The following is a 17,573-nucleotide window of genomic DNA, read 5'->3' on the forward strand; positions in this document are numbered from 1 at the left end:
CCGCCATGAGCGACGCGACCCCGACCCGTGCCTGCCCGGACTGCGCGGCACCGGCGCCGGCGGAGGACCGGTCGTTCTGCGACGCCTGCGGAGGGTTCCTGCGCTGGAACTCCCCCGGCGGCGCGGCCCCGGCCGCCGCCCCCTCACCGCGCGCGGAGGCGCGTGCCGACGACGAGGCGGAACGGTCTGCGGGGCAGCCTGCGGACGGTGGGTCGCCGCCGCGGGACGAGCCCGACGGCTCTGGCGCCCGATCCACACGGTCCGCCGCGCCCGCCGTGTCTCCTGAGGAGGAGACCGCCCCGCTGCCCGCCGTGGTGCCACCCTCGGCGGCGTCCGCCGACCGTCCCGGTCCCACGGACACCGTCGTACGCTCCCTCCTCGTCCCGGTCCCGGAGAGCGAGCCCTCCGGTCAGCCGCCCGCCGCCTCACCCGTACTCCCGGGGCGCCCGGCGGCGGCGCGCCCGGCCGTGAGCGCGGTCGTGGCGCCGGAGCCCGCGCGGGGCGGCCCGCTGTGCCCGGCCTGCCACTCCCCCAACGCCCCGGGCAGGCATTTCTGCCGGTCCTGCGCGAACGCCCTATCTCCTGCGCAACTACAGCTGTCCCAGGGCCCGTTCGCGGGTCAGCGGCCCGCTCTCGCCCGTGACCGCGGCCGCTGGATCGGCCGGACCCTGCTGGTCGCCGCCCTCGTCGCCGTCACGGTCGTCGCCGTGTTCGGCGGCCCGCCCGCCGCCCGCGCGGTCGCGGACCACTTCGCCAAGCGCGTCCCCGTCACCCCGGTCACCTGGCGGGCCTCCCACTCGGCGCCACGCCAGAGCCCCCTGCTGGCAGGCGACGGCTACTCCAACACCTGGTGGGGCACCGGCTATTCGGGAGCCTCGGAAGGGCAGTACCTGGAGGCCCTCTTCGACGAGCCCACCGACCTGCTGTCGCTGCTGATCACACCGGGCAGCTCGAAGAACACCACACAGACGAACGGGCAGGCGACCCCTCGCACGTTCGACCTCGTGGTCACGGACTCGGCCGGTACGACACACACCTCGCACCACCGCATCAACGACGGAGGCACGCAGAGTGTCGCCCTGCGGGTGCGTGACGCGCTGTCGGTCCGGCTGGTGCTGCGCACGGCGTGGCGGGCCGACGCGACGCGCCAAGTGGCCGTCGCGGAGATCGAGTTCTTCGGCAGGTCCCTGTCCTGACCGGCCAGGACAGGGGCAGGCCGCCTCGCCCGGTCGGTGCGAGGCGGCCCAGCCGCGGGACGCGTTCCTACACGTCGCCCTCGATGAGGAACTCCTCGTCCGACAACGCCTCGTCGTCCGTCATCTCGTCACCCGTCATCGCGGCGCCGAACCCGCCCATGAGCTCGTCGATGTCCAGCTCGGTGGCTCCGGCCGGGGCCGTGGGCGTCCGGCCCTCGTTCAGCCGCAGCGCCAGGCCCAGCTTCTTCACCTTCGCGTTCTCGGCCAGCTCGGCCAGGTCGATGTAGACCTCGGTCAACTCGCCGTTCTTCAGGGTGAAGTCGGCCGACACCTCGGTGTTGGGGGCGTCCTTCATGTCCTTGTCCGTGGGCAGTTCCACGCCCGGCGGGAGCTTCTTCGCGAGGGGACGGATCTCGCCGAGGAACTCGGTGATCAGCGTACGGAACGGAGCGGTGGCGGTGATGTGCTCGGAGCCGTCCTTGTCGCCCGCGGTCTTGAAGTCGACCTCGCGGGCGATGGTCCCGCGCAGCGCGTCCAGCAGCCGCTTCTGGGTCCGGGCGTCGAGGGTGGGCTCCGGCTCGGGCTTCGTGCCGGGCTCCGCCCCCATCTCCGCGGTGGTCTCCTCCATCTCCTTGGCGTCGATCTTCACCCACTCGCCCTCGAGCGCCTTCTTGAGCCCGCCCGCCTCCGGGGGCAGGTCCTTCGGCGACGGCACGGGGGCGCCCAGCATCTCGCCGACGGCGTTCACGTCGGAGCGGATGTAGATGTAGTCGCCGATGACGCGGTACTCGGTGAGGTAGCCGTCCTCGGTGCCGAGCTTCACCTCCATGCCGACGTAGTCCTTCTCCCCGGACTCCGCGATCGGCTTCTTCGACTGCACGGTGACGCTGATCTTCAGACCGCTGAGCAGGTCGACGGCCTCGTCGGGTATCCCCTCACCGGGCTCCGGGTCCGACGAGGCGTCCAGTGCCTTCAGACTCCGGGCGTCCGTGTCGAGGTCGAGCTCGAAGGAGATCGTCTTCTCCTTGCCGAGCTTCTCGAAGGCCTCGTCGAGCTTCTTCCCCGCGGAGAGCTGCTCCACGGTGCCGCAGGCGGCCGAACCCGCCAGAACGGCGCCGACTACTGCCGTGGCGGTCAGGGTCTTACGTATGGCGGTGATGATGGTCTCCTCGTCAGTGCGACCACGACGTGGTCACCGGCAAGACCCGGGACACCGCCGAATGGTTGTACCCGACACGGGAAGTGGCGACGTGTGTTCCGGAACCTTCGGCGTGAGGCGTGTCACTGCCCGGATGCCTCGGGCCCGGCATGAGAGACGATGACCGGATGGACTCTCGTTTCGCCGGCGTCGCCGAGCTGGCCGAAGCCCCTTCCGTGGCGGTCGTGGTCGACGTCATGCGCGCTTTCACCGTGGCCGCCCACGCCTTCGCACGGGGGGCGGAGAAGATCGTCCTCGCCGAATCGCTCGACGACGCCTTGGTGTTGAAGGGGCGTCACCCGGACTGGGTCGCGCTCAAGGACGGTCCCCCGGCGCCCGGGTTCGACGTCGTCAACTCACCGGCCCTGCTGCGCTCCGCCGACCTCGCCGGACGGACCGTCGTGCAGAAGACCACGGCGGGCACGGTCGGCGCCCTGGCGGTCAAGGAGGCGTCGCTGGTGCTGTGCGCGAGCTTCGTGGTGGCGGAGGCGACGGCACGGCTGCTGCGGACACGCGAATGCGGCGCCGTCACGTTCGTGGTCACCGGTGAGGACGGGCGGGCCGAGGAGGACCTGGCCTGCGCCCAGTACATCTCCCGGCGGGCGACCGGGGCCGCGGCCGACGCAAGCGGGTTCCTGCTCCGCGCCGCCGGTTCACGCGCCGCCGCCGAACTGGCACAGGGGGTGCGCGAGGGCTCCCATCCCGACGACGTCGCCCTGTGTCTGGAACTCGACCGGTTCCCCTTCGCCATGGTGGCGGCCTGGGAGGACTCGCTCATGGTCCTCCGCCCGTGCGCGGTGCCCTCGCCGACGGACGGCCACGCGATCTGACCGCCGGCGGACGGCTCCGGCGCGGCGATGAGTCCGCGGGCGCCCACCGGTCTATCTCTTGGGGGGACCACCACTCACCGGGAGAAGATCATGGGCCTCATCCACATCGAGCTGTTCGCGACCCTGGACCTCGTCGGGCAGGCGCCCGGCGGCCCCGAGGAGGACCCGGAGGGGTTCCCCTTCGGCGGCTGGCAGGCACCCCTGCTCGACGAGGTCGCCGGCGCGCAGGTCGGTGCCGCGTACGAGGGCACGGACGCCCTCCTGCTCGGCCGCCGCACATACGACATCTTCGCCGCCTACTGGCCCCGTCAAGAAGGCGGCGAGGACAGCGAGTTCGCCAGGCTGTTCAACAGCATCCCGAAGTACGTGGCCTCGCGCGGCAGGCCCGACCTCTCGTGGGCCGGGTCCACACAGCTCGGCCCGGACCTGGCCGGCGCGGTGCGTGAGATCCGCGACCGGCACGAGCACATCAAGGTCGTCGGCAGCCTGAACCTCGTACAGACCCTGCTGCGCGAGAGGCTGTACGACCGTCTCGACCTCTGGCTCCACCCGATCGTGCTCGGCGTCGGCAAGAAGGTGTTCGACGGCGGCGCGGTGCCCACCAACGTCACGCTCCTCGCACCCCCGGCGGCCAGTCCGAGCGGCACCGTGTATCTGCGCTACGGACTCGCCGAGGGCACGCCCGCCACGGGAGACATGAGCGCACCCGACCGCGGTGTCGCGAACGACTGAAGCGGCTGCGCGGTACGGCGCTCATACCCGTGACCGCAGCGCGGCGACGCTCTCGGCGAGGGTCCGGCGGCACCTGGCGAGATGCTCGGACCCGTAGCCGCGGGGGCCGCACTCGACGACGACCAGCAGCCCGAAGTAGAGACGGTAGAGGGCCAGTCGGTGGTCGAGCGTGGCGGTGGGGCCGAGGCCGCCGCCGGCTTCGGTGTACCCCGTGACGAAGTCGCTCGCCGGGCCCGTGTCGCCGCCGAGGGCCAGGGAGACCAGTTCGGCGGCCGGGTCTCCCCACAGCGCGCGCTCGTGGTCGATGAGCCCGGTGATGCGGGCGGGCCCGGTCCGGCCGGGGACGTCGACGAAGATGTTGCCCGGCCACAGGTCGAAGTGGACGAGCCGGGGCACGGTGACCTCGTCCAGCGCGTACGCGCCCTCCGCGACCAGCTCCCGGATCGCGCCGGGCGTGACGTCGAGCGGGGAGTCCCAGCGCTCGGCGTCCTCCAGCAGCGCGTCCACCATGGCGCCGAACGCCGTTCGCCAGTCGGTGGCGGACAGCGACGACTCGTCGGCCGGGTAGCCGAACCGGCCGTCCTCGGCGGTCAGTGTGTGCAGGCGCGCGACGATCCGGCCCAGTTCCCGCCGCAGTGCCGACTCGCGGTCCGGGCAAAGGAGGCTGCCCGCCTGGTCCCAGGGTGTGCCGCCGAGGAGCGAGAGGACCAGGAACTCCTCGTCGGCGTAAAGCAGTGCGGGGGCCGGGACGCCGGGGTCCGGCAGCGCCGAGATCCTGCGGTAGACCATGGCCTCGGTCGACATGATGCCCCGCTCGTAGCGCAGGACGGCGGCGTCGCCCGGCGGAGCGAGCTTCACTATCGCGGGCCGCCCGTCGTCGAGACGTACCCGGTACGCGGTGTTGAACCAGCCGTCGGTCAGCTCGCTCTCGACACGGCACCCCGTGCCCATGGACTCGCGCAGAAGCGTGTCGAGCTCACCGGGTGACATCTTGCGCTTGGTACGGCTCTGCATGGGGGCACTCTCGGGACGGCCGACGACGGAAGCGCTCCCATGATGCCGAGGGGCAGTTGGCGCGTCCAGGGACCGATCAGTGCGGCATGCCCGGAAGCCGGACCGTGACGACGAGTCCGCCGGCGGGGCGGGGAGCGAGGTCGAGGGTCCCGTCGTGGGCGCGGACGACGCTGTGGACGATGGCGAGGCCGAGGCCGGCGCCGGCGTGCTCGTCGGTGCGTACGCGTTCCGTTCCGCGCCGGAAGGGCTCGGTGAGGGTCGGTACCAGTTCCGGCGGCACGGGAGGGCCGGTGTTCTCGACGCGCAGCACAGTGGTGTCGCCGTGCGCCTCGGTGCCGACCGTCACGCTGCCGCCGGTGGGGAGGTTGTGGACGACGGCGTTCTGGAGGAGGTTCGTCGTCATCCTCAGCAGGAGTTCCGCGTTGCCTCTGGTCCGGGTCGGCGTGCCGGTGACGTCGAGCGTGATCCCGCGCTGCTCGGCGAGCGGGAGCAGGGTCTCGGCGGCTTCCTCGGCGACCAGGGAGAGGTCGACGTTCTCGCGGGTGAACGTCCCCCGGTCGCTGCGGCTGAGCAGCAGGAGGGCCTCGGTGAGGTCGATCGCGCGTGTGTTGACCGTCTGGAGGCGTTCGAGGAGTCGCGCCCGGTCCACCGTGGGGTCCTCGCGGGCGACGTCGAGCAGGGTCCGGGAGATGGCCAGCGGGGTGCGCAGTTCGTGGGAGGCGTTCGCGGCGAACCTCTGCTGTTCGGCGACGTGCGACTCGAGTTGCCCGAGCATGCCGTCGAACGTGTCGGCGAGTTCGCGGAATTCGTCCTGGCGGCCTTCCATGTGGATCCGATGCGACAGCGATCCGCTCCCGGCCTTGCGCGCCGCGGCCGTGATCTCCGTGAGCGGAGCGAGCATCCGGCCCGCGAGGAACCATCCCCCGACGAGACCGAACACGAGCAGGCAGACCATCGCCACGGCCGCGGCGGGCGCGAAGGTGCGCACGAGGAGCCAGCGGTTGGGCGAGACCCCGAGCAGGCCCTGGGGGTTGTCGGGTACGTAGCGCAGCACGTACAGCCACACCACGGCCAGCAGGACGGCACCGGCGACGGCGAGGAACCCGGCATAGCTGAGGGTGAGCTTCAGGCGGACGCTGAGCCCGGGGCGTCTGGGGCCCTTCGCATCCGCCATGAGGTCCCTAGGCATGCGCGCTGCCGGGCCGGGGCGTGCCGGGGCCACCGGTGTCGATGCGGTAGCCGATCCCCGGTACCGTGGCGATGAGCCAGGGTTCGCCGAGCCGTTTGCGCAGGGCGGAGACGGTGATGCGGACGGCGTTGGTGAAGGGATCGGCGTTCCCGTCCCAGGCCCGCTCCAGCAGTTGTTCCGCGCTGACGACCCCGCCCTCGGCGGCGACCAGGACTTCGAGCACGGCGAACTGTTTGCGGGTGAGCGCGACGTAGCGTCCGTCGCGGAAGACCTCCCGGCGGAAGGGGTCCACCCGCAGGCCCGCGAGCTCACGGACCGGCGGCCGGGCGTACGCGCGTCTGCGGTCGAGCGCGCGCAGCCGCATGACGAGTTCCCTCAGCTCGAACGGCTTGGTGAGGTAGTCGTCGGCACCGAGCTCGAACCCGGACGCCTTGTCGTCGATCCGGTCGGCGGCGGTGAGCATGAGGATCGGGATGCCGCTGCCGGAGGCGACGATGCGCCGGGCGACCTCGTCGCCGGACGGGCCGGGGATGTCGCGGTCGAGGATCGCCAGGTCGTAGGAGTTGACGCTCAGCAGCTCCAGAGCGGAGGCGCCGTCGCCCGCGATGTCGGCGGCGATCGCCTCGAGGCGCAGGCCGTCCCGGACGGCCTCGGCCAGGTAGGGCTCGTCCTCCACGATCAGTACACGCATGCCGGAAGCCTAAGCGGCGTGCCTTCGCGCCGACGTGCGCGAAGGCGTGTGCGCGCCGTGACCACGGCTCAGCCCGTCGTCGTCGGCGCGGCGTGCGGCCGGTCCGAGGGCGCCGGCTCCGTGGTGCGCCACCAGCGGCGCGACGCGAGCGCGGCCAGCACGGCTCCGGTGGTGTTGACCAGTACGTCGTCCACGGAGGACACCCGGTCCAGGCGCAGCACGTACTGTCCCGTCTCGACCAGGACCGAGCAGCCCGCCCCGAGGGCCAGGATCCGCGGCACGGAGGCCGGCGCCGCCCACCGCATCGGGGCGAAGAACCCCAGCGCCGCGAAGACCAGCAGATTGCCGGTGATCCCGAGCGTCCCCATCGTGGCCAGGTCCCGCAACGGCACCAGGCTCACCCGGCCCGGGACGATCCCGGCCCCGGCACCCGGCATCATGATCAGCCAGACGAACGGCACCGTCCCGTGCACCATGCCCACCTCCGCCAGCGACACCCGCCACGCCGACGCGACACCCGCGGCCCGCCGACGGCGCGCCAGCGCCCATGCCACCAGCCCGGCCAACGGCAGCGAGACCAGCGTCACGAGCACCACACCGTTGAACGTGTCGAGGCAGCCGTGCCACCGCCCGGCCATGCAGCTCGGCGCCGCCATCATGAGCGGCCGCCGCACGACGAACGCCGCGCCCGCCAAGCCGACGATCACCAGCCCGAGAAGCCCGGCCCTGAGCGCGTTACGGGGCGGTGCCGACAGGGATGCGTTGTGGTTCATGCACCCATGAGAGCGGCAGGGCCGTTGCGGTGCCGTATCCGGTTTTCGATACGCGCGCGATATGCCGGGGGCGGCCGGTGCTGCCGCGGGTGCCCTACTACTTGGCTCGACCCTGCGTCACAGAGGACCGCCGGTCGGCGACCTGGCCTCCAGAAAGACCGCGAACTCCTTCAGGAGCTGCTGCGACGCGGCCCGCATCGCGGATCGGGTCATGCCCGCGGCGTGCGGCGACAGGGTGCAGTGCGGATTGTCGGCAAGTGGTGACGCGAAGGCGGTGCCATCGGTCTCGAATACGTCGACCGCGGCCCGTTCGGGCCCGGAAGCGGGGTTCCGCAGTGCGGCGTCGAGGGCGTCCTCTCGAACCACGCTCGCCCGGGAGGTGTTGACCAGGACCGAACCCGGCCGCATCAGCGCGAGTTCCTCGGGGCCGATGAGGCCGTCGGTCCCGGCGGTGGCCGGCACATGCACCGACACCACGTCACAGCCGGTCAGCAGCTCATGAAGGGACTCGACGCGGCGGCCGGGCCATGTCGCGGCTCGCTCCGGAGTGAATCGCGGCGATCCGAGGACCCACACCTCGCTGCCGAAGGCACGCACCAGTTCGGCCACCCGCCGGGCGATCGCACCGGAGCCCACCAGCCCGACCCGGGTGTCCGCGAGGCCGCGCGCGGGCAGATCCGCGATCGCCGCGCTCCATGAACCGCCGCGCAAGGCGGCGTCCCGTCTCGAGACGTCCCGCAGCGCGTCGAGCATGAGCGCCACGGTAAGCTCGGCCACGGCGAAGGCGTTGGCGCCCGGCGTGGTCCGGATCGCCACCCCCAGACGCCCGGCCGTCTCGTGGTCGAACGTGTCGGATCCGGCGGCGGCCCGCCCCACCAGCGCCAGACGGCGTCCCAGACCGTCGCTCGTCGCCCGTTCCAGAACCCGCCGGGTGAGCGGGATTCCGGCCCGGCACTTGAGGACCTGATGCCCCTGTCCTCCGTCCTCCAGGTGCTGGGCCAGTTCCTCCTCGGAGAACCCGTCGAAGTCCACCGTCTCCCAGTCGGCCTCGATCCGGGCCCGCAGCCGGGCATCGGCCACGCGCCGGAGGTTCACCGTCGGCGCCAGGCCGATGCCGGCGAGTGCGGCCAGCTCGATCAGGGCCTGCTCGCCCGGGGCCGGATCCACGACGAGGACCCGGCCCCGGGCGACTCTGCCCGACGTCAGCCCGCCCGGGGCCGCGGCTGCGGAGTCGCTGTCGCCTGGGGCGGGCTCGGACGGCACGGTGCAGCGGTTCATGCAGGCAGTGTGACGGAACCGTCAGTCGGGGCAGGTCAAGTGATGATCAGCCAGGTTCATGCCTGCTCAGGCGTCCAGCGCCGCGAGCACCACGGACTTGGCCTCCTCCTGCACCCGGTGCAGATGGTCCTCCCCGTGGAAGGACTCCGCGTAGATCTTGTAGACGTCCTCCGTGCCTGAAGGACGGGCGGCGAACCACGCGTTGGCGGTGGTGACCTTGATACCGCCGAGGGCCGCGCCGTTGCCGGGAGCCTCCGTCAGCACCGAGGTGACCGCCTCGCCGGCGAGGGTGTCGGCGGTCACCTGGCGCGGGGACAGCTTGGCGAGCAGGGCCTTCTCCTCGCGGGAGGCAGGGGCGTCGACGCGGGCGTAGGCGGGGGCGCCGAAGCGGTCGGTGAGCTGCGCGTAGTGCTCCGAGGGCGACTTGCCGGTGACGGCCGTGATCTCGGAGGCGAGCAGGGCCAGCAGGATGCCGTCCTTGTCGGTGGTCCACACCGAGCCGTCGCGGCGCAGGAAGGAGGCGCCCGCGGACTCCTCTCCGCCGAAGCCGAGCGTTCCGTCGGAGAGGCCGTCCACGAACCACTTGAATCCGACGGGGACTTCGACCAGTTGGCGGCCGACGTCCGCCGCCACCCGGTCGATCATGCTGGACGACACCAGCGTCTTGCCGATCCCGGCACTCGAGGGCCACTGCTCCCGGTGGGAGAACAGATACGAAATGGCCACGGCCAGATAGTGGTTGGGGTTCATCAGGCCCCCGTCGGGAGTGACGATCCCGTGCCGGTCCGCGTCGGCGTCGTTGCCGGTGGAGATGTCGAACCGGTCGCGCCGCTCGATGAGCGAGGCCATGGCGTACGGGGAGGAGCAGTCCATGCGGATCTTGCCGTCCCAGTCCAGCGTCATGAAGCGCCAGGTGGGGTCGGTGAGCGGGTTGACCACCGTCAGGTCGAGCCCGTGCTGTTCGGCGATGCGGCCCCAGTAGGCGACGGAGGCACCGCCGAGCGGGTCGGCGCCGATGCGCACCCCCGCGGCGCGGACGGCGTCCAGGTCCAGCACCTGGGGCAGGTCGGCCGCGTAGGCGCCGAGGAAGTCGTGGCGGCCGGTGCCGGGCGCGGCCAGGGCACGGCTGTAGGGGATGCGCCGTACGTCCTTGAGACCGCCGGTGATGATCTCGTTCGCCCGGTCCTGGATCCATGAGGTCGCCTCGGATCCGGCGGGGCCGCCGCTGGGCGGGTTGTACTTGAAGCCGCCGTCGGCGGGCGGGTTGTGCGAGGGAGTGACCACCACGCCGTCGGCGAGACCGGAGGCGCGGCCGCGGTTGTACGTGAGGATGGCGTGCGACACGGCGGGGGTGGGTGTGTAGCCGTCGGTCTGGTCGATGAGCACGGTGACGTCGTTGGCGGCGAAGACCTCCAGCGCCGTGATCCGGGCGGGCTCGGAGAGCGCGTGGGTGTCGGCGCCGAGGAAGAGCGGGCCGTCGGTGCCCTGGGCGGTGCGGTACTCGCAGATGGCCTGGCTGGTGGCGGCGATGTGGTCCTCGTTGAAAGCCGCCGCGAGGGACGAGCCGCGGTGCCCGGAGGTACCGAACGCCACCCGCTGCCCGGCCTCGGCCGGGTCGGGGTGCAGCGCGTAGTACGCCGTGACCAGGCGGGCCACGTCGACAAGATCCCCGGGCCCGGCGACCTGCCCCGCTCGCGTGTCCTTCATGTCCCCGCTCCTCCGCAAAGGTTGACCGTCGTGGGTACGGGCCTCATTGTCCCCTGCCCGGCACGCCTGCCGCGCTGCCGGACCGGCGCCGGGGACCGTGTTCACGCACCCGAACCGGCGCTCGAGGCCGTGTTCCCGTACCTGTCGCCCCGAGCTCACCGGCCCGTCCATGCTCCGGCCGGGGCCGGGGCGCGGGGGCGGCCGGGCGTTCACGGACGAACAGTATGAACACAAGGGCGGATGCTGTGGCTTCGCCCTGAGGCGGCTTCCTAACATCACGCGGCATCCCGAAGCAGCACGTCGACGAGGAGCCGCACCATGGAGAGCCCCACCACACCCGCATCCGGCCGGAGCCGGACACGTCACGCCCGGCAGGGCCGCCGCCGACTGGCCGTCGTCATGTGGTTGGGGGTCAACCAGGGCGAGCTCGTCTCCGGGCACACCCGGACCCTGTACATCTCGGGGCAGACCCCGACGAGCACGGAGGGCGAGCCCCGGCACGACGGCGACATGGCGGGTCAACTGGCTCTGAGCCTGGACAACTTGGAGGCCGTGCTCGGCGAGGCCGGTATGTCCCTCGCCAACCTCGTCCGGCTCGGCTCTGCAACCCGACGTCGACCTGCTCCTGCGGCACCACGACGTCCTCGCGTCGAGACTGGGCGCCGCCGGGGTGGCCCCCGCCACCACCATGCTCGGGTGACACGCCTGGCGATCCCCACGCTGATGGTCGAACTGGAGGGGACCGCGGTCGCGTGAGTCCGACGCGGCCGGTGACGCCGCGGATGAATCAGGCACCACGGTCCCGCGGCCCGGGGCGGTGCCGTGGCACCGCTGTGCTCAACGGGTGAATCCGGCACCGCGTCCACGGAGGGCCCGCGTGGCAGCGGGAAGGCCAGACTGCGTACCAGCCGCGTCACAGCCAGGGAGCGCCTCCATGCCGAAGTTCCTCATCCAGGCCACCTATACGCCCGACGGGACGGAGGGCTTGCTCAGGGAAGGCGCGAGTGGCCGCCGTGCCGCGGTCGAGGACGTCGTCACGGGCCTCGGCGGAAAAGTCGAGGCCATGTACTTCGCCTTCGGGGAGGACGACCTCGTGTGCATCCTCGACTTCCCCGACCCCGTTTCCATGGCCGCCGTCAGCCTCAGGGTCAAGGCCAGCGGTGCGCTGCGCACGCGGGCCACTCCCCTGCTCACCGTCGAGGAGATCGACGAGGCGGTGCGTCGGGAGGTCGGCTTCCGGCCTCCCGGCGCGTAGGCCGGGAGGCCGGGTCCTCGTCACCGTTCCCGTCCCCGTTCCCGTTCTCGTCCTCGGCGGACCGCTTGTCGAGAACTCCCACGAACGCCGAGGCGACGAGCGCGACGGCGCGGTCCTCGTCCTCGGCGAGTCGGCGCAGGACTTCGCGCGGGGCGGTCCCGGACAGTTCGACCAGTGCCTGGGTGAGTCGGATCCGCGTCGCGGAGTCCGCGGTGGGCGCGGCGAGTGCGTCGACCAGTGCGTTCAGGATCCCTTCGCCGTGCGCGGGGTCCCGGGACAGCTTTCCCAGGACCTCCGCCGCGTCGACGTCGTTGAAGCCCTCGACGACCATGCCGACGAGGGTCGGCACGGCCTCGGCCGCGCCGCGTCCGCCCGACGCCAGAGCCGCGTGCCTGCGTACCGTCGCGTCCGCGTCCCCGAGCGCCTCCGTGAGCAGTCCGGCCGCTCCGGGAGCCTCGGGCATCCCGGCGACCGCCAGCACCGCGCGCCGCCGGATCTCGACGTCCTCCGAGGACAGGCCCGCGGCGACAGCCGCCACCCCGTCGCCTCCCGACCGGGCGAGCGCCCAGCGCAGGGCGCCCGCGACATTGGGGTCGGACTCCGCGAGGACCGCCTCGGCCAGCAGTTCGGCGGGCAGCGACCCGCCCTCCGGCCGGGCCAGCACGGCCTGCTGTCTGCGCGCGGCACTGGCCGATCCGAGCCCCTGCATGAGCTCGACGACGCGCAGGACGTCCTGCCAGCCGCCGGGGGCAGAGGCGTCGATCGCTCGGAGCCGCTCGAGCAGCTCACGGTCCCGTGCCAGGCGGTCCTCCGTCCACCGGATGAGATCGCCGACCAGGCCGGACGGTGTGAAGGCCGGGTCCTCCAGGGCCCGCCCGATCTGCTTGAGCGAAAGTCCGAGGGACCGCAGGCTCTCCACGTGGAAGATCCTGCGGACGTCCTCGGCGGAGTACTCGCGATAGCCGCCGACGGTGCGACCGGTCGGTCGCACCAGTCCGAGGGCGTCGTAGTGCCGGAGCATCCGGGCACTCACCCCCGAGTGGCGGGCCACTTCACCGATCAGCAAACCGCGGACTCCGTACTCTTCGCCACGCCGACCGGCGCGCCGGACTCCACCGCGGCTGCGGTCACTGCGCACTCCGCGGCTTCCGAGGCGGACGCATCGGCGGCAGCGGCTCGTTCCGGGCCGAGGGCGACGACGCGCCTCGCCTCGTCGACGGCCGCGTCGAAACCGGTCTCCGGGTCGCGACGGAGCAGCTCGGTGGCGTGAGCGTGTGCCGCCACCGCCGGGTCGGGGTTCGCCGCGGCCTTCGCCAGAGCGGGCGCGGCCGCGTCGCCGAGGTCGACCAGGGCCCGGCTCAGGCTGCGTCGCGCGGTGCGGTCGCCGCGGCCGAGCTGCTCGACCAGTTCGCCCGCCAGGTCCGGCTTCTGCGCCTCGGGCACCAGGACGACCGCCGCGCGCCACGCGGTCCGCGCGACCTCGTCGTCCGCGTCGCGCATCAGGTCGCGCGTGATCCAGGCCCACGCGGCGCCGTCGCCGATCTTGGAGAGCGTGTGCAGCGCCTGGCTGCGGGCCTGGGCGCGCTCGGAGCCGAGTTCCTCACGGATCCGGGGCAGGGTGACCTCCGGCGGGAGGCGCGTCAGCGCCCAGGACAGCATGTCCCGCACAAAGAAGTCCGCCTCGACCGCGCACCGCTCGAGGAGCGCATCGAGGAAGCCGGGGTCGGGGTGCGAGCCGACGGCCAGGGCGGCCTGGAGCCGGACCGACGAGTCCTCGGCGCTCAGGGCACCGGCCACGCGGGTGTACAGCGGGGTTCCGTCTGTCGTGTTGATGGGACCACCTCCTGCACCCAGGACACACGTTGTCAACGTGTCAAGGTCAAGCCTGTGACCAGCGAATCCATGGCGGCTGCGAGGGCCTGTGGGACGTATGCCGAGCGTCGCCGTCCACGTCGGCACCACCACGCCGATCAGCAGGCTGGCCCGCCGCTACGGGGGAGAGCGACGGGCCAGACTCCAACCATGACACAGTCCGCGCCTTTTCAGGCCGCTTTGCGCATTCTGCGTCCGACTCGGCGTCGTCGGCCCCCTCGCCCACCGTCATGCATCCGCCTTCCGGCCCTGCCCGTCCGCCCGGCCGTCACCGCGGAAGGCTCCCCGCCCCCAGAAGCGGAACGTGCGGATCCCGTTTGTCAGACCCCTGCGCGATGATCACCACATGACGACTTCCGCACCTGCCGTTCCGCTGTCCGACCGTGCCGCCTACGACGACGCGGTCGAGCAGGCCCTTGCCGCGAGTGCGGCGTACTACGGGGACGGGGACACCACCCTCGACGACGCCTCCTACGACGCCCTGGCCCGCGGTATAGCCGCCTACGAGCAGGCGTGTCCCGACCATGTCCGGACCGACTCCCCCATCGGGAAGGTCGGCGGCGGGGTGGCTCCCGTTGGCGAGGTGGCGCACACCGTGGCCATGCTCTCCCTCGACAACGTCTTCGACGCCGAGGGCCTGGTGAAGTGGGACGCGTCGCTGGCCCGCCGGATCGACCACCCCGTGGCGGGCGGGTACGCGGTGGAGCCGAAGCTGGACGGGGCCGCGATGGCGGCACGCTACCGGGACGGGCGCCTGGTGCAGCTCGTCGGACGCGGGAACGGCACGCACGGCGAGGACCTGAGCCACGCGATCGGCTCGATCGCCGGTCTCCCCACCCAGGTGCCCGGCGGCGCCACCGTGGAGATACGCGGTGAAGTCCTGCTGACCCGGGCCCAGTTCGAGAAGGCGAACGAGATCCGCGCCGCGCACAACGCGAAGGTCTTCTCCAACCCGCGCAACGGCACGGCGGGAACCCTGCGGGCCAAGGACCGGCCGTACACCATCGAGACCACGTTCTTCGCCTACGGGGCCGTGGACCTGGACGGCACCGGCTTCCTCACCGGCACCAGCCACGAAGCTGTCATGGACCAGGTCGCCGCGCTGGGCGTGCAGACCACCTCCGCCACCGACATCGGACTGCGCGTGTACGCCACGCTGGCCGAGGCACAGGCCCGCGTCGAGGAGATCCAGCGACTGCGTCCCGAGCTGCCGTTCGGGATCGACGGGGTCGTCGTCAAGGCGAACGAGCACGCCGAGCAGCAGGCCGCCGGCTCCGGTACGCGGCACCCGCACTGGGCCGTCGCCTACAAGCTGCCCCCCGTGGAGGCGCAGACCAGGCTGCTCGCCGTCGAGTGGAACGTGGGCCGCACCGGGCACATCGCCCCACGCGCCGTGCTGGAGCCGGTGGAGGTCGACGGCAGCACCGTCACGTACGCGACGCTGCACAATCCGGCGTTCATCCGCAACACCGGTCTGAAGGTGGGTGACACGGTCCTGCTCTACAAGGCGGGCGACATCATCCCGCGCGTGGAGGCACCCGTGGTGGCGCTGCGCACGGGCGAGGAGACCGACATCGCCCTGCCCGAGGCGTGCCCGGGATGCGGCGGGGACATCGACAAGTCCGGCGAGCGGTGGGAGTGCGCGGGCGGGGCGAGCGGCGGATGCGGCAAGCTGCCCTCCCTGAAGTACGCGGTGGGCCGCGACCAGCTCGACATCGACGGCCTGGGTGTGACCTATCTGGAGGCTCTCGTCGAGGCCGGCCTGGTCGACGACGTCGCCGATCTGTTCTTCCTCACCCGGCAGCAGCTTGCCGAGGCCACCGGCAGCGACAAGCGCGCCGACTCACTGCTGCTCCAGCTCGCCAAGGCCAAGGAGCAGCCGCTGAACAGGGTGTTCTGCGCGCTCGGCGTGGTGCGGACCGGCCGGACCCTCTCCCGGGAGATCGCCCGCCACTTCGGCACGATGGACGCGGTGCGGGCGGCCGCACCGGACGAGCTGGCGCAGGTCAACAAGCTTCCGGGGGCCAACGCCCCGAAGATCGCGGCCCACATCGCCGCGCTGGGCCCGGTCATCGACAAGCTGGCCGAGGCCGGGGTGAACATGACCGAGCCGACGGCAGCCGGACCCGACCGGGGAGGCCTTCCGCTGGTGGGCGAGGCCGTCGTCGTCACGGGCGGCATGCACGGGCCGCTGGCCGGGCGCAACCGAAACGAGATGAACGAACTCATCGAGCGCGCGGGCGGCACGGCCTCCAGCAGCGTGTCGAAGAGGACGACCATCCTCGTCGCGGGCGAGGGCGCCGGGTCCAAGCTGGCCAAGGCCGAGCAGCTCGGCACGAGAGTGCTCACCGAGGACGAGTTCGCGGCCCTGCTCGGCGACCACCTGGCGTGAACCGGCACCGCGTCCACGCGTTCGGCGCCGGACCCGCCCGGGCCGTCGCCGAGCCGCGCGGCGGAACGGGTGGGCCTCGCCCGTTCCGATGACGAGGGAATGACGCCGGGCTGACACCGGCTCCGTACCTTCGAAACGCGATGGCCGGGGCGGCCACGGCCGGTCCCGAGGGCCCTGACCAGCGCCTGTACGCCTTGCCTCAGCGAGCGGCCATCGGAGGCGACCATGCCGCACATGACTCCCGTCGACCACAAGGTCAAGCACACATCGACGATCCCGGAGAACAGGGGCAAGCAGATCGACCTGTTCGTCCGGCAGTACAAGCGCGCATCCGGCGACACCCCCAAGCCGGTTCTCATGCTCCACGGCAGAAGCGTCCCGGCTCTCCCCGGCTTCGACCTGGTGCTCCCGGGGCCAGGCGGCTCGCCGCATCAGGACACCAGCTACAGCTGGGCGCAGGCCCTCGCGAGCAAGGGCTACGACGTGTTCGTCATGGACCTCCAGGGGTCCGGGCGCTCCCACCGCCCGGAGGTGATGGACAACCCGTGCAACGCCAACCCTGCCCAGCGGGACCTCCTGAAGACCAACCCCGGTACGGCAGGCTGCTCCGCGACGGCCACCTACGCGTACCAACTGGGGAACTCCAAGAGCGAGGAGGACGAGCTGAGCACCGTCGTCGCGTTCGTCCGAGGGCTGTGCCAGAACGCGAAGGTCGCGTTCGTCGGCTGGTCCGCGGCCGCGTTCGTGATGGGCCCGTATGTGCTCCAGCACCCCAAGGAGGTGTCGAGCCTGTTCCTGCTCGCCCCCATGTTCCCGCCGAAGGGCCGCTGGTCGACGAACCCCGACAAGCCCTTCGACGCGCCTCCCATGACGCCGCTTCCCACGGAGCCCGTGAACACGCCGCCCGCGGTGTTCGGCTTCCCGATGAACCTGACCAGCAAGGCGAGCATCACGGGCGCCGCCAGCGACAAGACCGTGGGCGAACACCTGTGGCGGTCCGTCCTGGCCGGCGACAGCGTCGGCGAGAAGTGGGGCGGGACGGACCCCGCGGCACCCGAGGGCGTGATGCGGTGGCGCAACACCTACTGGTGGGGCTGGAACGACAGCACCGCGAAGCTCGGCCCCACGCTCGGCGGCGAGGTGCCGGTGTGCATCGTCTACGGGGACCTGGACAGAACAGCCAACACGCCGGAGGTGCTGGGGCCGGTGCTCCACTTCTCCGTCCCGAAGCTCTACGCGACGATCCCGGGCGGCGACAAGCTGATGTTCCGTGTCGAGGGCTGGGACCACAACCCCGTCTGGGAGCGCAAGCCCGCCAAGACCCTGCACCACATGTCCTGGCAGTGGCTCGAAGGCAAGAAGGTGTACGGAGTCGACAGGGGCAGCTGGCTCATGGACGCGGACAACGTGCTGACGGAGGTGGTGCAGTAGGGCCCCGCGCCTCGG

General features: G+C 72.0%; 16 protein-coding genes. 7 read left to right on the forward strand and 9 right to left on the reverse strand.

Going from position 1 to position 17,573, the window contains the following annotated elements:
• The first annotated feature begins 5 nt into the window (after positions 1 to 5).
• Positions 6 to 1,196, forward strand: coding sequence for an NADase-type glycan-binding domain-containing protein (locus tag ACZ6SQ_RS17395; RefSeq protein ID WP_469562458.1), 1,191 nt, complete (start codon positions 6 to 8; stop codon positions 1,194 to 1,196).
• Positions 1,197 to 1,263: 67 nt separating this feature from the next.
• Here the strand turns inward: ACZ6SQ_RS17395 and ACZ6SQ_RS17400 are convergent, their stop codons facing one another.
• On the reverse strand, positions 1,264 to 2,277 hold the full coding sequence (locus ACZ6SQ_RS17400; RefSeq protein WP_469562461.1) for a hypothetical protein: 1,014 nt from the start codon (positions 2,275 to 2,277) through the stop codon (positions 1,264 to 1,266).
• Positions 2,278 to 2,522: 245 nt separating this feature from the next.
• Here ACZ6SQ_RS17400 and ACZ6SQ_RS17405 point away from each other — a divergent pair, with 245 nt between their 5' ends.
• Together ACZ6SQ_RS17405 and ACZ6SQ_RS17410 are read left to right on the forward strand one after the other, a co-directional pair.
• Positions 2,523 to 3,224 (forward strand): 2-phosphosulfolactate phosphatase, encoded by a 702-nt coding sequence (locus ACZ6SQ_RS17405; RefSeq protein WP_469562463.1) that lies wholly within the window; start codon positions 2,523 to 2,525, stop codon positions 3,222 to 3,224.
• 90 nt (positions 3,225 to 3,314) lie between these two features.
• The gene (locus ACZ6SQ_RS17410) at positions 3,315 to 3,956 is read left to right on the forward strand and encodes a dihydrofolate reductase family protein (RefSeq protein ID WP_469562465.1); all 642 of its coding nucleotides are present in this window, start codon (positions 3,315 to 3,317) and stop codon (positions 3,954 to 3,956) included.
• Positions 3,957 to 3,977: 21 nt separating this feature from the next.
• On the opposite strand, the gene ACZ6SQ_RS17415 is transcribed toward ACZ6SQ_RS17410, so the two are convergent.
• The 6 genes from ACZ6SQ_RS17415 to pgm form a co-directional block, all read right to left on the reverse strand.
• Complete coding sequence (locus ACZ6SQ_RS17415) at positions 3,978 to 4,970, reverse strand: phosphotransferase family protein (RefSeq protein ID WP_469562468.1); 993 nt, start codon at positions 4,968 to 4,970, stop codon at positions 3,978 to 3,980.
• 76 nt (positions 4,971 to 5,046) lie between these two features.
• A complete protein-coding gene (locus ACZ6SQ_RS17420) occupies positions 5,047 to 6,144 on the reverse strand; it encodes a sensor histidine kinase (protein ID WP_469562471.1) in 1,098 nt (365 codons plus the stop codon).
• Between the two features lie 7 nt (positions 6,145 to 6,151).
• Positions 6,152 to 6,850, reverse strand: a complete 699-nt coding sequence (locus ACZ6SQ_RS17425; protein ID WP_469562474.1) for a response regulator transcription factor — start codon at positions 6,848 to 6,850, stop codon at positions 6,152 to 6,154.
• A 68-nt stretch (positions 6,851 to 6,918) separates the two neighbouring features.
• Positions 6,919 to 7,623 carry a VanZ family protein gene (locus ACZ6SQ_RS17430; protein ID WP_469562476.1) on the reverse strand — a complete coding sequence of 235 codons (705 nt, stop codon included), beginning with the start codon at positions 7,621 to 7,623 and terminating at the stop codon, positions 6,919 to 6,921.
• Positions 7,624 to 7,740: 117 nt separating this feature from the next.
• On the reverse strand, positions 7,741 to 8,901 hold the full coding sequence (locus ACZ6SQ_RS17435) for an NAD(P)-dependent oxidoreductase (RefSeq protein WP_469562479.1): 1,161 nt from the start codon (positions 8,899 to 8,901) through the stop codon (positions 7,741 to 7,743).
• Between the two features lie 66 nt (positions 8,902 to 8,967).
• Positions 8,968 to 10,608: a phosphoglucomutase (alpha-D-glucose-1,6-bisphosphate-dependent) gene (pgm, locus tag ACZ6SQ_RS17440; protein ID WP_469562483.1), complete on the reverse strand. Its 1,641-nt coding sequence runs from the start codon at positions 10,606 to 10,608 to the stop codon at positions 8,968 to 8,970.
• Positions 10,609 to 10,926: 318 nt separating this feature from the next.
• On the opposite strand from pgm, the gene ACZ6SQ_RS17445 reads away from it, so the two are divergent.
• Entirely contained in the window at positions 10,927 to 11,364 is a 438-nt protein-coding gene (locus tag ACZ6SQ_RS17445) for a RidA family protein (RefSeq protein ID WP_469562486.1), read from the forward strand.
• A gap of 178 nt (positions 11,365 to 11,542) precedes the next feature.
• On the forward strand, positions 11,543 to 11,863 hold the full coding sequence (locus tag ACZ6SQ_RS17450) for a GYD domain-containing protein (RefSeq protein WP_469562489.1): 321 nt from the start codon (positions 11,543 to 11,545) through the stop codon (positions 11,861 to 11,863).
• Here ACZ6SQ_RS17450 and ACZ6SQ_RS17455 read toward each other — a convergent pair.
• The gene (locus ACZ6SQ_RS17455; RefSeq protein ID WP_469562492.1) at positions 11,799 to 12,929 is read right to left on the reverse strand and encodes a MerR family transcriptional regulator; all 1,131 of its coding nucleotides are present in this window, start codon (positions 12,927 to 12,929) and stop codon (positions 11,799 to 11,801) included. The genes ACZ6SQ_RS17450 and ACZ6SQ_RS17455 overlap by 65 nt on opposite strands.
• Positions 12,923 to 13,660 (reverse strand): HEAT repeat domain-containing protein, encoded by a 738-nt coding sequence (locus ACZ6SQ_RS17460; protein ID WP_469562494.1) that lies wholly within the window; start codon positions 13,658 to 13,660, stop codon positions 12,923 to 12,925. Before ACZ6SQ_RS17460 ends, ACZ6SQ_RS17455 begins: the two co-directional genes overlap by 7 nt.
• Positions 13,661 to 14,081: 421 nt before the next feature.
• Between ACZ6SQ_RS17460 and ligA the strand changes: the two genes are divergently transcribed.
• On the forward strand, positions 14,082 to 16,127 hold the full coding sequence (gene ligA / locus ACZ6SQ_RS17465) for an NAD-dependent DNA ligase LigA (protein ID WP_469562497.1): 2,046 nt from the start codon (positions 14,082 to 14,084) through the stop codon (positions 16,125 to 16,127).
• 234 nt (positions 16,128 to 16,361) lie between these two features.
• Positions 16,362 to 17,558 carry an alpha/beta fold hydrolase gene (locus ACZ6SQ_RS17470; RefSeq protein ID WP_469562499.1) on the forward strand — a complete coding sequence of 399 codons (1,197 nt, stop codon included), beginning with the start codon at positions 16,362 to 16,364 and terminating at the stop codon, positions 17,556 to 17,558.
• Positions 17,559 to 17,573: the final 15 nt, after the last annotated feature.

The organism is Streptomyces sp. NPDC048600, assembly GCF_055587025.1.

Bases quoted from the DNA above. Each gene is read 5' to 3' on its own strand.
- ACZ6SQ_RS17395 (WP_469562458.1), top strand. From the start codon at position 6: ATGAGCGACGCGACCCCGACCCGTGCCTGCCCGGACTGCGCGGCACCG.
- ACZ6SQ_RS17405 (WP_469562463.1), top strand. From the start codon at position 2,523: ATGGACTCTCGTTTCGCCGGCGTCGCCGAGCTGGCCGAAGCCCCTTCC.
- ACZ6SQ_RS17410 (WP_469562465.1), top strand. From the start codon at position 3,315: ATGGGCCTCATCCACATCGAGCTGTTCGCGACCCTGGACCTCGTCGGG.
- ACZ6SQ_RS17415 (WP_469562468.1), bottom strand. From the start codon at position 4,970: ATGCAGAGCCGTACCAAGCGCAAGATGTCACCCGGTGAGCTCGACACG.
- ACZ6SQ_RS17420 (WP_469562471.1), bottom strand. From the start codon at position 6,144: ATGGCGGATGCGAAGGGCCCCAGACGCCCCGGGCTCAGCGTCCGCCTG.
- ACZ6SQ_RS17425 (WP_469562474.1), bottom strand. From the start codon at position 6,850: ATGCGTGTACTGATCGTGGAGGACGAGCCCTACCTGGCCGAGGCCGTC.
- ACZ6SQ_RS17430 (WP_469562476.1), bottom strand. From the start codon at position 7,623: ATGAACCACAACGCATCCCTGTCGGCACCGCCCCGTAACGCGCTCAGG.
- ACZ6SQ_RS17435 (WP_469562479.1), bottom strand. From the start codon at position 8,901: ATGAACCGCTGCACCGTGCCGTCCGAGCCCGCCCCAGGCGACAGCGAC.
- pgm (WP_469562483.1), bottom strand. From the start codon at position 10,608: ATGAAGGACACGCGAGCGGGGCAGGTCGCCGGGCCCGGGGATCTTGTC.
- ACZ6SQ_RS17445 (WP_469562486.1), top strand. From the start codon at position 10,927: ATGGAGAGCCCCACCACACCCGCATCCGGCCGGAGCCGGACACGTCAC.
- ACZ6SQ_RS17450 (WP_469562489.1), top strand. From the start codon at position 11,543: ATGCCGAAGTTCCTCATCCAGGCCACCTATACGCCCGACGGGACGGAG.
- ligA (WP_469562497.1), top strand. From the start codon at position 14,082: ATGACGACTTCCGCACCTGCCGTTCCGCTGTCCGACCGTGCCGCCTAC.
- ACZ6SQ_RS17470 (WP_469562499.1), top strand. From the start codon at position 16,362: ATGACTCCCGTCGACCACAAGGTCAAGCACACATCGACGATCCCGGAG.